Raw genomic sequence first — 12,496 nt, forward strand, 5'->3', positions numbered from 1 at the left:
TCTTTCGACCGGCCCGTTTCTCCGGACCGCTTCCCGCACCCGCCGTGCGCCTCTCAACGCAACGGGCGCTCCACAAGTCCCCTTGTGTTCCCTGTGATTCCTCATCCGGTCAGTGGCCAGGGCGAGGGGATGGCCGCCCCCCGATAGCGGTAGCGCGTCGTGTGCACTCCCGCAGGGTTGAACAGCTCCGTGGTCTCGCCTGCTGGCCACCATCGACCGCCGCCGTAGCGGCGTCGCAGTTCCTTCCAGGGTGTCCGGGGGTGCTTCTTGCGCAGCCACCTGACCACCCGCATCCACGCATAGTGGGACAGGTAGTGGAACGCTGTGCTCGATACCCCCGGCCGGAAGAAGGCGCACCAGCCCCGCAGCATCCAGTTGAGCGGGATGAGCAGGGCGTCGAGCGCAGGGTTCATGCCTGTCTTTCGGCACTGTTCCTTGACCTTCGCCATCGCGGCCTTCAAGGCCTTGCGCGAGGGGTAGGTGTAGACGTAGTGCCGGTTCGTGCCTCGCTTGAGGTGGCGCTGGACGTGCCACCCAAGGAAGTCGAGGCCGTCCTCGATGTGGGTGATCAGCGTCTTCTCCTCGGACAGGCGCAGGCCCATCGTGGAGAGGACGTCCGCGATCTCGTCCCTCAGGGCTTCGGCATCGGCCCGGGAGCCCGAAACCATCAAGCACCAGTCGTCGGCGTAGCGGACCAGCCGGCAGTTGGGCAGTCCCCGACGGCGGCGCTTAACCCTGTCGTTGCGGCAGGCGTTGTGTCCGCCCGACGCCCTGGCGATGTGCTCGTCCAGGACGGAGAGCGCCACGTTGCTGAGCAGCGGGGACAAGATCGACCCCTGCGGGGTCCCAGCACTGGTCTTCCTCAGCTGGCGGTCCTCATCGAGGACGCCCGACTTCAGGAACGCCTTCACCAGGGTCAGGACGCGCTTGTCTCGAATGCGATCGCGCACCCGCTCCATGAGAGCGGAGTGCGAGATCTCATCGAAGCAGGCTTTGATGTCGCCCTCTACCACCCACTCGTAGGAGCGGGAGGTGAGGTAGCGCACCTCGGCCACGGCGTCATGGACCCGGCGATTGGGACGGAACCCGTAGGAACACGGGAGGAAATCCGTCTCGAAAATCGGCTCCAGCACCAGCTTCAGGGATGCCTGCACCACCCGGTCCGTGACCGTCGCGATCCCCAGGCGACGCATCTTGCCGTTCGACTTAGGAATCATCCGCTCACGCACCGGCACCGGGCAGAAGCTGCGGTCCTTCAAGGAGGTTCGCAGCCCGTCGAGGAAGACCTCGACGCCCCGTACGGCTTCAACGTAGTAGGCGGTCTCGCCGTCCACTCCAGCCGTGCGGGCTCCCTTGTTGCCCCGCACCCGAGCCCACGCCACCACAAGGAACGCGGGGTCAGTCACGAGGTTGAACAGGTCATCGAACCTGCGATGAGGATCATCGCGAGCCCAACGGTGCAGCTTCGTCTGGATCTCCAGTACCCGGCGTTCCGCCTTCATCAAGACGTACTCCAGCTCGTCGGTATTCACCGACGACACCCTCCTGGCTTTCCGGTCCTTCCGCTGCCGACTTGCTGTCCCCCTTCGCCATGTACGCGCCTCTCGCGCGCTCGGACTACTACGAGGACTCCGCCACGCCCTGATGCCGTCAACCGACGACGGGCCTGCCCTCCACCAGGCTGGATGCCTGGGGTTAAGGGCGGCACCAGAGCGCTTCCCACGTTCACCACCATCCGTTCGACAAGTGAGCCGCCCAGCTCTACCCCGGCAGCATCGCCACGCCTACGCCGCAGGCTTTCAACGTGGCCTCCCCACCGGCGCGTTGAACCGGCTTCGGAGTCGTCACCGCGCATCGCGGTGACGTGCACTGCACCCGGCCCATATCCACCAGATTGGAGCCGGCACAACGATTACGGGGCTTCAGACACTGGTTCCTCTCGTACGGCTTCTCATCTCGCTTGCCGGACCCGCGCTGTCTGGCAGTACCAGCACGTCCCGGCTTTGTCGGGGCCGCTTGCCATCCTTCCGCGCGTCTCCGCGGTCGGACTGCCCCCAGCTTCAGCCACCTGCTGCGACAGGCGAACGGCAGAGGTCTTCCACCCCTGCACGGAAAAGTGGCGCCTCGTGGCGCACCAACGCCCCGTTGTACAGGGAGCAGTGATCCCGCAGCATCTCGCCCAGGGCGACCGCCTGCCGAGCGGTGGGCCGCATCAGGAACTTGTACGCACAAATCATCCAGCCCACCCCCCTTCGGTCAGTCCGGTCAACATAGCTGGCGCCACTGACAACGCGCAGGGCACTCCGGAGCTCCGCGCCTCCGGGCCAGGGATCGCATTCCCGCCCGGCCAGAAGGCCGGGATTCCCTGCGAAGATCAGGGATGGAGCACTGAGCCGACGTCAGTTCACCGCCATCGGCGTCAAAAACGACAGTGACGGCGTAGTTCCCGGGTGCGACGTCGGTCCCGGCGCTCAGGCGGACCGTTTCCGCAGCCTCGAGCGGGCCCGAGGCTCGCAGACGGCCCTGGGTACGCTCGGCGGTGAGTCCCTGGGGCGTGATGAGTGTCCACTCCACGTCGTGCCCCTGGAAGTCGACGTCCTGCGCCGTGATCGTCACATCGACGGAGGCCCCCTGGCGCACGGTGAACCGGATCTGCGGCAGATAACCCCACGCCGGGGAGCGGTACTGCTTGGCAATCTGCGCCCGGGTGACCTGTTCGCCGTAGCGCGGGGTGGTGTAAAGCGACTCGAGCTGGATGCCGTTGAAGCGGTGTCGCTGGGTCAGCTGGCGGTAGCGGGCTATCACCTGCTGCTTGCCTGCCTGGTCGTTGGCCTGGGCGTACCGGGTGATATCGATGTCGGCCAGGGCGAGTTCGCAGCCCCAGGCGAGCCGGTTGAGGACGATCGCGGCGGCGCTGGTCCCGACGGTCTTCGCTCGCGCCGCGGCGACATCGGCCGCGGCAGCCTGGTACTTGGTCCGCAGGGCCGTCCCTTGGCCGGGAGTGTTGAGGACGTCCGGGTCGTCCGCGGTGCGCAGCAGGTAGTCGGCCATCCGCAGGCGCAGCTGAGCCAGCAGCGGAAGTTCTTCTCCGGCACCTACGCCGCACGGGTCCGCTTCAGCGACGAGCCCCTCCGGGACGGCCCGGACGGCGACAAGGTGGTGCAGGCCTTCTTCACCCTCTCCCCGCTCGCCCACCCCATGGACCCGAACTACAGCGAACTGGACTACGAGTACCTGCCCAACGGCGGCTGGGGCTCTCCGGGGAACGCCATGTACACGACCTCCTGGCACACCTACCAGGTGTCGCCGGATCGCCCGCGCATGCGGCAGCACCCTGATGCGCGGGACACTCGACCGGCTGCGCGCCCATGCCCACCTGTACCGGCTGCACTTCCGTGAAGGGCTGGCGGCCGAAACCTGCCAGGAGCATGCGCGGATTCTCGAGGCACTGCACGAGAAGGACGCCGAGCTGGCCGAATCGGCGATGCGCAGCCACATACGCCGCTCCCGCGACCGGCTGGCCGCTGTCCTGCACGAGGACTGAGATCCGCGCCGCGTTCCCGTACACGTGCGCGAGACAATCGCATGACACGGCAGTCGAGTTGAAATCAACGGGCGCGGGCGCGTACAACAACGGCAGCAGGGCCTCCCGGCGTTGCTCGGTTCGAGTCGCATCCCCGAGCTACCGAGAGGCCCTAATCCCTTGTTGAGGACGTTCCGAAGGATCGGTAGTTCCTGGGTGCGTTCGAGTGCCGGGAATGCGACACTTCGTGGCTGCCGGGCGGGCAACACCTCGCTTTAGACAGCGTGTGCGGTCTTGGTGCTCATGGTGGTGGCGGCCTCGTGGACGCTACACGGATGCCCCAAGAGGCCCGGGCGTATGACGCCTCAAGGCAGAGCGGCAACGTGCGTGATGTCGGGGTCGTTTGCCTGACAAAGGCCGGACGGGTCGGGCCAGTTGGCCAAGGACTACGACCTGACCGAGACCGCGGTGCGGGACTGGATCAGGCAGGCCGAGGTCGACGCCGGCGAGCGCGACGGCCTGACCGGCGGCGAGCGTGAGGAGCTGACTGCGCTTGCCGAATACCTCATCCATGTTGGTCAGGACGCATGTGCGTACTCGTGGAGGGTGCCGCCGAGTCGCGTGCGTCGTCGTATATCGAGGCGCGCGATTTGCTCCGGATCCTCGATAGGGGCCGGCAGCGGCTGGAGGGGGCGGGCGTTCGCGAGGCCCTGGTGCGGCGACGAGCGGCGGGCGTTGAGCGAGCCGGCGATCACCGCGTGGGAGGCTGCCCACCCGCTTCGCCGACGCCCGCGCCCTGAAGGCGTATGCCGGCTCGGCGCCGGTCACCATCGCCAGCGGCAAGAGCCACCTCGTGCGCCACCGGCGGGTGAAGAACCAGCGGCTGGCCGCCGCAGGCTACGTATGGATCTTCGGGGCACTGCCCTCCCCACAGGTCAAGGCCGAATACGACCGACGCCGGGCACGATCTGAGGCTTCGAAGAACGCGGATCTCCTGGTGTTGCGACACCAACTCGACGTCCTGAGGCGCCAGGTCGCCCGGCCACACCTCTCGTGGGCGGACCGGGCGGTGATCGCAGGACTGGCTCGGCTACTGCCCAAGGCACTGCTCGGGCATCTGTTCATCACCCCGGGCACGCTGCTGCGTTGGCACGCCGACCTGGTCAAGCGCCGCTGGACGTATCAGCGCCGAAGTCCTGGCCGTACGCCGACCCGGCCGAACGTGCGGGATCTGGTGCTGCGGATGGCCGCGGAGAACCCTGTCGGGCTCAGAAAGTCATCGCTGCAGCTGGCAGGGTAAGACGATCTCGGCTGGGACCATGTCCGCGTGATCGTCTCTCTGGTGTACAAGATTGCCCGCAGGCTGTTGTCCGTACCCGGGGTGCTGCTGCGCCGCGACACCGCCATGAACGCCGAGTTGCTCGTGCTCCGGCATGAGAATGCGGTGCTACGCCGTCAGTTCGTCGGCCCGGTCCGCTACGAGCCCGCGGACCGATTCTGGCTCGGGGCACTGTCCAGCCTGATACGCCGTCCCCGACTCACCGCCCACTCCACCCGAGAATGGGCGGTGCAACAGGCCCGGAATCTCGCCGCCGACCTGGGCACGCGCATGGATTCCCTCCGCTTCCTGCTCTGTGACCGCGACGGCAAATACGGCCAGTCCTTCGACGCCGTCTTCCAGGCCGAGGAGACGGAGATCCTCAAGAGTGCGCCGCGAGCTCCTCGGATGAACGCCCACTGCGAGCGGGTGATCGGCAGTATCCGGCGTGAGGCACTCGACCATGTCCTCATCATGAACGAGGCCCACGCCCGACAGGTCCTGGCTTCCCAATAGAGTTGTCAAGCGATTCTGGCGTTCGGGGTGATCAGTTCTTGGCGGGGGTGCCACAACATTTCTTGTACTTGCGGCCCGATTCGCACCAGCACGGCCCGTTGCGGGCGGGTGGCCAGGTCAGCGTCTGGTCCGGGTGGATCGTGTGGTGCCATTCTCCGTAGTGCTGCCGGGTCTTGGCCTGTGCGCTGGGCGTATGCCTCGAAGTCGGCCAGGGTGGCGGTGACCATGTGCACGTGGGCAGCGCCGGACTCGTCGTAGCCGCGGGCCTCGCGCTGGATCCGTGCGGTGTAGGTAGCGTACTCGTCGCCGTAGTGCACGGTCGATTCGGGCCAGCGTTCCCGTACCGCTGTGAAGTCCTCGCGGGCCCAGCGCAGGACGATCCCGTCGTACGCCTCCCCGTCCCGGCCGTGGAAGGGGTCATCCGACTTGTCGTGCACCAGGGCGCGGAACGACGTGAGGGCGGCGTTGGCTTCGGCCTCGGCGGCCAGGTCGTCCTCGTCCAGCGGGATGCCCAGCTCGCCACGGAGGAAGCCGCGGTCGATGAGCAGTCCGTGCCGGTACTTGTCCGTTTCCCCGTCCGGGGTGTCGTTGGTCTCGGCGATACGGTCCAGGCCCGCCTGGCACCACGTGAGTGCCAGCTCGTGCTGCTCGTGCTCGCACAGCACCTCGACCATGTCGTCGAAGACCCTCAGGTCTGCGAAGGCGGCGGGCTGGGTGTCGAGTTCGGCTCGCAGCGCGTGCTGGGCCTGGTCGGCCTCTGACTCACGGTCCAACGCATACAGCTGGTCCACAATGCCGACCTGGGCGTCCCTGGCGAACTCGCCCCCGAATTCCACCACTCGGCGGAAGAGTGTGAGGGCTGCCTCGGGCCGGCCCTCACGGGCGGTATGCCAGCCGGCGTCCGACAGGGCACGTGGCTCTTCCGCGGTGCCGACGTGCTCGGCGGCCCACCGCCGGCACTCGTCTGCCGATGGTTTACGGCCCAACCCCTGGAGGAAGGCCGCATACGGGGTGGATACGGTCTTTGTATCTGCCGTGGACACGTCGTTCATAGGCAAACCCTACCGACGCCCGGGCCGGGCAGAAGCCTTGCGGCTGGCTATCCCGCCGCAAGGTCAAGCCACTGCGGCGGAAGGGGCGGTGACCTCGTAGCATCGCCGGTCACGGATCAGCGCCCACAGCACGTTCACGCGTCGGCGGGCGAGGGCTAGGACGGCTTGGACATGCCGTTTCCCTTCGGCTCTCTTCCTGTCGTAGAACGTCCGGGAGTTGGGGTCGCACCGGATGCTGATGAGTGCGGACCGGAAGAACACCCGCTGCAGCCGGCTAGGCGACCAGGCAGCCGGCGTCGCGGGCGACGGCCAGGGGCAGAGCGCCGATGTTGGCGGGCTGGTCGACGATCACCAGTGCCGGGGTCAGGCCCCGCCCGTGGTGTTCGCCCTTGCCGGCGTCCAGGCCGAGGAAGACGGCCCCGGATCCTCGCCTGGCTGCTGTCAGCCCCGCGCACCCGGCCTGGAGCGCTGCCGCCAGCCCGTACCCGTACAGCCCCGGCTCCATGGTGATCCCTCTCCCGCTTACGTGCCCCACCCCTGCCGGTCGTAAGGCTGTTCTGTTCAGGCGCAACCCGGTACGGATATCCTCTCCACCGACCGAGGCGGGATGCAAACAACTCGACGTCTGGATCGCCCAGTTCGCTCAGTCCTCGGCTTCGGCGTCGAGGGCACCTGCTCCGGGGCATGCCACACTCTCCGAAACTCGGTGCAGCTCATCCCCTCTACAAAGGGCCGACCACGGTCGCAGCCATAACGGCCCACCAGTGTGCGAAGGCGGTCTTGGTCGAGTGGAGATGAACCGTCTCAGTACGGGGCAAGCTCGGCGCACCGCGCCTGCGGCGGCACCGAGTTGTCCGCCTGCCGTCATCAGGCAAGAGCGCATTATTCACCGGACCTGCTTACGCTCCATATCCGTCGCGAGCTCCCCAGCGCCGCAATGGCGACCGTCTCGCGACGAAAGGAACTGAGCATGCCCTTGTCCAGATATCCCACTTCCCGTCGATCACTTCTGGCGGCCGGTGTCGCCGCTATTCCCGCCCTCTCCATGCTGTCCGCGCGCGGCGCTCTGGCCGCCGTCCCTCCGCCGCCCGCCGAGACCGGCTGGGTGGAGAGCACCCTGAACCGGATGACGCTGGAAGAGAAGGTCGGCCAGCTGTTCACCACCCGCGTGTACGGCGAGACCGCGGACACCACCGACCCGGACGCGGTCCGCAGCAACCAGTCCTTCCTCGGGGTGGACAACGCGGCACAGGCCATAGCCTGCTACCACCTCGGCGGCTTTGTGTACTTCGCCTATGCCGGCAACACCCGCGCGCCCGAGCAGGTCGCCGGGCTGTCCAATGGCATCCAGCGGGTGGCTCTCGACCAGCCGTCAGGAGTGCCGCTGCTGCTGAGCATCGACCAGGAGCAGGGGGCGGTGGTGCGGCTGGGTCCGCCGGCCACCCAGTTCCCGGGCAACATGGCCCTCGCCGCCGGGCGCAGTGTCGCCGACGCGGGCACCGCTGCCGGCATCACCGGGCAGGAGCTGCGGTCCGTCGGTGTCAACCAGAACCTGGCGCCGGTGGCCGACGTCAATGTCAACCCGGCCAACCCGGTGATCGGGGTGCGGTCCTTCGGCGAATCTCCCGAGATGGCCGCCGAGATGGTGGTCGCGCAGGTGCGCGCCTACCAGGACGCCGGTGTGGCCGCGACCCTCAAGCACTTCCCCGGCCACGGCGACACATCGGTCGACAGCCACAGCGGACTCCCGGTCATCAGCCACTCCCGTGCGGAGCTGGACCAGATCGACCTGCCCCCGTTCCGGGCCGCCATTGCCGCGGGCGCCGATTCGGTGATGACCGCCCACATCGTCGTGCCGGCGCTCGACCCGTCCGGCGATCCCGCCACCCTGTCCTACCCGATCCTCACCGGGCTGCTGCGCAAGGAGCTCGGTTACGACGGCGTCGTGGTGACCGACTCGCTCGGCATGGCCGGCGTGCGGCAGAAGTACGGCGACGAGCGGGTGCCGGTGCTCGCGCTCAAGGCGGGCGTCGACGTGCTCGTCAACCCGCCGGTGATGCGCATCGCCTATGACGCGGTTCTGGCTGCGGTCCGCAACGGTGAGCTCACCGAGCGCCGCATCGATGAGTCGGTGACCCGAATACTGCGGCTGAAGTGGCGCCGCGGAATCGTCAGCTCACCCTTCGTCAACACTGCGGACATCGCAGGCACGGTCGGTACCCCGGACCACCTCGCCGTCGCCCAGCGGATCACCGACCGCACGACGACGCTGCTGCGTGACAAGCCGGGCGCACTCCCGCTGGGGCCGACGGGCCGGGTGCTGGTCACCGGATGGGACGACCCGGCGACGCCGATAACCACCGCGGCGCTGGGCCGGGCGCTCACCGACCGGGGCCTGACGGTGGACGTCCTGAGCACGGGGGCGAAGCCGTCCCGCGCACGCATCGACGCCGCCGTTGCGGCCGCGCTGTCGCATGACACCACGGTGGTGCTCACCAACCGCGCGTCCAGCGATTCCGGTCAGCAGCAGCTGGTCCAGGCGCTGCTGGCGTCCGGCGCGCGGGTCGTCACGGTGGCCGTGCGCGATCCGTACGACGTGATGCGCTTCCCCGAGGCGCCCACCTACCTCACCACGTATGCGTTCAACGAGGTGGCGATGCGCTCCCTCGCCGGGGTGCTGACCGGAGCGATCAAGCCGGCCGGACGCCTTCCCGTGACCATCCCTGATCCGGCCAACCCGGGAACGGCCCTGTTCCCGTTCGGTGCCGGCCTCACCATCTGATCCGGAGAAATTCATGAAGCTCACTTCCCGACGTCCCGCCCGCGGCAGCCGCGCCGCCGCTGCCGTGCTCGTCGTCACCGCCGTGCTCGCCGGTGCGGCACCGGCGAGCGCAGCGACCACCGACGTCCCCGGGGCGGCGGCCCCGGCGGTGCCGCTGCGGGTCGCGACCTACAACATTCACGCCGGGGCCGGCGAGGACAACGTCTTCGACCTGGACCGCACTGCGGCGGCGATCCGCGATCTGAACGCCGACGTGATCGGCCTCCAGGAGGTCGATGTGCACTGGAGCTCCCGTAGCAACTTCGTTGACGAGGCCCAGGAGCTGGCCGACAAGCTGGACATGAAGGTATTCTTCGCTCCGATTTATGACAATGAACCCGCCACCGAGGGCGGGGACCGGCGGCAGTACGGCGTCGCCGTGCTGAGTCGCTACCCGGTGCTCGAGGCCGAGAACCACGACATCACCCGGCTCTCCACCCAGACACCCAACCCGGTGCCCGCCCCGGCGCCCGGCTTCGCCGAGGTGACGGTCAACGTCAACGGCTCGCACGTGCACGTCTACTCCACGCACCTGGACTACCGGGCCAACCCGTCGGTCCGCAGCGCGCAGGTCACGGACATGCTCAATGTGCTTGGCGAGGATTCCGGTCCGAAGATCCTGGTCGGTGACTTCAACGCCGAGGCGAATGCCCCCGAGCTGGCGCCGCTGTGGCAGGAGCTGCAGGACGCCGCCCCGAACGGCGGCAAGACGTACCCGGCTGTCAATCCGTTCAAGCGCATCGACTTTGTGACCGCCTCCCCCGACATCACCGTGATCGGTGCGCAGGACGTCGCGACGGACGCTTCGGACCACCGCCCCGTGGTCGCTGACCTGGAGCTCCACCAGCGCGGCGCCTGAACCGCGCCCGGCCGGGTGGGGCAACCCTCGCCCGGCCGTGGGGCAACCCGGTGCCGCAACAGCTCTCCGATCGCGACGTGAACGCACGGAGCACGCCACGTGCACACGGCCCCGGCCCGACGAGCGCGCGCAGGGGTGGCTCGGTGGGACGTCCCAGAGAGGGGGTCCTGGGCAGCACCATGGCTGGGCGCCCGGGCCTCGCCGCGTCAGCACGAGTGCCTCTGCATGCGGCCGGGTCCGTTGCGACTCTCGTCGAAGTTCGCTTTCGCGGCGTGTCCAGGTGGTCGCCTGCCCGGCAGGCGTTCGTCCAGTACGAGGACGGCGACGTGCTGGATGCCGCGGTGCTGATGATGCCGCTGACCAAGATCGTCTCCCCAACCGACCCCGTATGGCTGTCCACCCTCGACGCACTCAGCGACGAGCTGGTGTCCGACTCCCTGGTCTGGCGGTACGACCCCGAGGCCAGCCCGGACGGCCTGGAAGGCGAGGAAGGCACCTTCTCCATCTGCTCCTTCTGGTACGTCGAGGCCCTCACCCGCAACGGACGCCTCAACGAGGCCCGCCTTGCCTTCGAGAAGATACTCACCTACGCCACCACCTCGGCGTCCACGCCCAAGAGATCAGCCACATCGGAGAACAGCAGGGCGACTTCCCCCAAGCCTTCACCCACCTCGCCCTCATCAGCGCCGCCTTCAACCTCGACCGCGCCCTGGGCTGACCCGTTCGGTCCCGTGGCCTCCGTGTCTTCGCCGGGCGAGCTCCCGATTCCTCCCTCACTCTGGACACGGACAGGGGGTAAGGCGACGAAGGGAGCAGTGGAATGCGGACCGTTGTGGACCTCACGCGCTGCCAGGGCTATGCACAGTGCGTGTTCCTCGCGCCGAAGGTGTTCCAGCTGCACGGGGAGGAGGGACTGCTGTACACCCCGGCCGTCCCTGACGACCAGCTGGAGCGCGTGCGCCAGGCCGCGGCGGCGTGCCCGGTCCAGGCCATCCTCGTGGGCGACGAGGTGAGCACCAGTGGCCGGTGACCTTCGGAACGGCCGGATCGTCATCGTCGGCGCGTCGCTGGCCGGGCTGCGGGCCGCCGAGAAGCTGCGCGAGGAGGGCTTCACCGGCTCACTGACCGTGGTCGGGGATGAGCCCCATCCGCCCTACGACCGACCTCCGCTGTCCAAACAGGTTCTGCTCGGCCAGGCGGCGGCGGACACCACCGGGCTGCCCATGCGCCGGGACCCGGAGGCGGAGTGGCGGCTGGGAACCCCCGCCACCGGACTGGACCCGATCGAGAAGCGAGTGGCGCTGGCCAACGGCGAGTCGCTGCCGTACGACCGGCTGCTGATCGCCACCGGGACCCGGGCGCGGCCCTGGCCCAATCCGGAGGAGGGGGCCTTGGACGGCGTGTTCACCCTGCGCACCCGGGAGGACGCCGCGGGGCTGGCCGAGCGGCTGGCCGCCGGGCCGCGGCGGGTGCTGGTGGTCGGTGGCGGCTTCACTGGCTCGGAAATCGCCTCGGGCTGCCGGGAGCGGGGCATCGAGGTCACGGTCGCCGAACGCGGCCCCGCACCCCTGGTGGGCGCGCTCGGCGGCACCCTGTCCAAGCTCGCGGCCGCCATGCATCGAAACCACGGCGTGGACCTGCGCTGCGGTGTGACGGTCACCGCCCTGCGCGGGGACGGCAACGGCCGGTTCACCGGCGCCGAACTCTCCGACGGCAGCCGCGTCGAGGCGGATGTGTGCGTCGTGGCGCTGGGGGCGGTCCGCAACGTCGAGTGGCTGGCCGACGCGGGACTGGCGGCCGGCCCGCGCGGCATCACCTGCGACGCCGGGTGCCGGGCCTTCGACATGTACGGGATCGTCACCGACGACGTCTTCGTGGCCGGCGACGTCTCCCGCTTCCCCCACCCGCTCTTCGACTACCAGCTGCTCTCCCTGGAGCACTGGGGCAACGCGGTCGTCCAGGCCGAGGTGGCGGCCCACAACATGGTCAACACCGGGCCGCTGCGCCGCCCGCACCTCGCCCTCCCAACGTTCTGGTCCACCCAGTTCGGGCTCAACATCAAGTCGGTGGGCGTGCCCACCTTCTCCGACCAGGTGGTCCTCGCCCAGGGCTCACTGGAGGAGCGCCGCCTGGCGATGGTCTACGGCTACAAGGGCCGGGTCACCGCCGCGGTCACCGTCAACATGGCCAAGTCGCTTGAGTACTACCAGCACCTCATCGAAACCGCGGCCCCGTTCCCGCCCGCGCCCGGCGCGTCCGACCGCCCGCTCGCGGCCGAAATCCCGGTTCCCTCCGATGTGCCGGACCCGAAGGGGCTCTCCCACGGCCCCACCGTGGCGCTCACCGGTCACCTGCCCGACCGCCGGCTGATCATGGTGGCGGCCACGGGCTGACCCGCTCACCCGCC

12 protein-coding genes and 3 pseudogenes are annotated in these 12,496 nt (G+C 68.7%); 9 read left to right on the forward strand and 6 right to left on the reverse strand.

Annotated features, from left to right (window positions below):
- Positions 1 to 101: 101 nt before the first annotated feature.
- From ltrA to OH809_RS05400, 3 genes and pseudogenes are all read right to left on the reverse strand, one after another.
- Positions 102 to 1,532 carry a group II intron reverse transcriptase/maturase gene (gene ltrA, locus OH809_RS05390; protein ID WP_406514892.1) on the reverse strand — a complete coding sequence of 477 codons (1,431 nt, stop codon included), beginning with the start codon at positions 1,530 to 1,532 and terminating at the stop codon, positions 102 to 104.
- A 603-nt stretch (positions 1,533 to 2,135) separates the two neighbouring features.
- A pseudogene (locus tag OH809_RS05395) lies at positions 2,136 to 2,237 on the reverse strand (RNA-guided endonuclease TnpB family protein); the annotation flags it as partial.
- Positions 2,238 to 2,265: 28 nt separating this feature from the next.
- Complete coding sequence (locus tag OH809_RS05400) at positions 2,266 to 3,195, reverse strand: hypothetical protein (protein WP_406514893.1); 930 nt, start codon at positions 3,193 to 3,195, stop codon at positions 2,266 to 2,268.
- A gap of 142 nt (positions 3,196 to 3,337) precedes the next feature.
- Between OH809_RS05400 and OH809_RS05405 the strand changes: the two genes are divergently transcribed.
- The 3 genes from OH809_RS05405 (at position 3,338) to OH809_RS05415 (ending at position 5,357) form a co-directional block, all read left to right on the forward strand.
- Positions 3,338 to 3,544, forward strand: a complete 207-nt coding sequence (locus tag OH809_RS05405; protein ID WP_406514894.1) for an FCD domain-containing protein — start codon at positions 3,338 to 3,340, stop codon at positions 3,542 to 3,544.
- Between the two features lie 832 nt (positions 3,545 to 4,376).
- A complete protein-coding gene (locus OH809_RS05410; protein WP_406423484.1) occupies positions 4,377 to 4,823 on the forward strand; it encodes a hypothetical protein in 447 nt (148 codons plus the stop codon).
- 27 nt (positions 4,824 to 4,850) lie between these two features.
- A complete protein-coding gene (locus OH809_RS05415) occupies positions 4,851 to 5,357 on the forward strand; it encodes a hypothetical protein (RefSeq protein WP_406514895.1) in 507 nt (168 codons plus the stop codon).
- A gap of 31 nt (positions 5,358 to 5,388) precedes the next feature.
- Here the strand turns inward: OH809_RS05415 and OH809_RS05420 are convergent, their stop codons facing one another.
- On the reverse strand, positions 5,389 to 5,778 hold the full coding sequence (locus OH809_RS05420) for an SEC-C metal-binding domain-containing protein (protein ID WP_406514896.1): 390 nt from the start codon (positions 5,776 to 5,778) through the stop codon (positions 5,389 to 5,391).
- Here OH809_RS05420 and OH809_RS05425 point away from each other — a divergent pair.
- Complete coding sequence (locus tag OH809_RS05425) at positions 5,765 to 6,118, forward strand: hypothetical protein (protein WP_406514897.1); 354 nt, start codon at positions 5,765 to 5,767, stop codon at positions 6,116 to 6,118. The genes OH809_RS05420 and OH809_RS05425 overlap by 14 nt on opposite strands.
- Positions 6,119 to 6,472: 354 nt before the next feature.
- Here the strand turns inward: OH809_RS05425 and OH809_RS05430 are convergent.
- Positions 6,473 to 6,682, reverse strand: a pseudogene (locus OH809_RS05430) (IS110 family transposase); the annotation flags it as partial.
- 1 nt (position 6,683) lies between these two features.
- Positions 6,684 to 6,914, reverse strand: coding sequence for a hypothetical protein (locus tag OH809_RS05435; protein WP_406425502.1), 231 nt, complete (start codon positions 6,912 to 6,914; stop codon positions 6,684 to 6,686).
- Positions 6,915 to 7,379: 465 nt separating this feature from the next.
- Between OH809_RS05435 and OH809_RS05440 the strand changes: the two genes are divergently transcribed.
- The 5 genes and pseudogenes from OH809_RS05440 (at position 7,380) to OH809_RS05460 (ending at position 12,482) form a co-directional block, all read left to right on the forward strand.
- Positions 7,380 to 9,191, forward strand: coding sequence for a glycoside hydrolase family 3 protein (locus OH809_RS05440; RefSeq protein ID WP_406514898.1), 1,812 nt, complete (start codon positions 7,380 to 7,382; stop codon positions 9,189 to 9,191).
- A gap of 13 nt (positions 9,192 to 9,204) precedes the next feature.
- Positions 9,205 to 10,089, forward strand: a complete 885-nt coding sequence (locus OH809_RS05445; protein ID WP_406423476.1) for an endonuclease/exonuclease/phosphatase family protein — start codon at positions 9,205 to 9,207, stop codon at positions 10,087 to 10,089.
- Positions 10,090 to 10,370: 281 nt separating this feature from the next.
- A pseudogene (locus OH809_RS05450) lies at positions 10,371 to 10,807 on the forward strand (glycoside hydrolase family 15 protein); the annotation flags it as partial.
- 102 nt (positions 10,808 to 10,909) lie between these two features.
- Positions 10,910 to 11,119 (forward strand): ferredoxin, encoded by a 210-nt coding sequence (locus OH809_RS05455; protein WP_406423474.1) that lies wholly within the window; start codon positions 10,910 to 10,912, stop codon positions 11,117 to 11,119.
- Complete coding sequence (locus OH809_RS05460) at positions 11,109 to 12,482, forward strand: NAD(P)/FAD-dependent oxidoreductase (RefSeq protein ID WP_406423472.1); 1,374 nt, start codon at positions 11,109 to 11,111, stop codon at positions 12,480 to 12,482. The genes OH809_RS05455 and OH809_RS05460 overlap by 11 nt, the downstream gene beginning before the upstream one ends.
- Positions 12,483 to 12,496: the final 14 nt, after the last annotated feature.

The organism is Streptomyces sp. NBC_00873, from assembly GCF_045207415.1.
In the GTDB taxonomy this organism is placed as follows: Bacteria; Actinomycetota; Actinomycetes; order Streptomycetales; family Streptomycetaceae; genus Streptomyces.

Coding starts and splice junctions, on each gene's coding strand:
- OH809_RS05405 (WP_406514894.1), top strand. CDS start 3,338: ATGCGCGGGACACTCGACCGGCTGCGCGCCCATGCCCACCTGTACCGG.
- OH809_RS05445 (WP_406423476.1), top strand. CDS start 9,205: ATGAAGCTCACTTCCCGACGTCCCGCCCGCGGCAGCCGCGCCGCCGCT.
- OH809_RS05420 (WP_406514896.1), bottom strand. CDS start 5,778: ATGACCCCTTCCACGGCCGGGACGGGGAGGCGTACGACGGGATCGTCC.
- OH809_RS05435 (WP_406425502.1), bottom strand. CDS start 6,914: ATGGAGCCGGGGCTGTACGGGTACGGGCTGGCGGCAGCGCTCCAGGCC.
- OH809_RS05455 (WP_406423474.1), top strand. CDS start 10,910: ATGCGGACCGTTGTGGACCTCACGCGCTGCCAGGGCTATGCACAGTGC.
- OH809_RS05440 (WP_406514898.1), top strand. CDS start 7,380: ATGCCCTTGTCCAGATATCCCACTTCCCGTCGATCACTTCTGGCGGCC.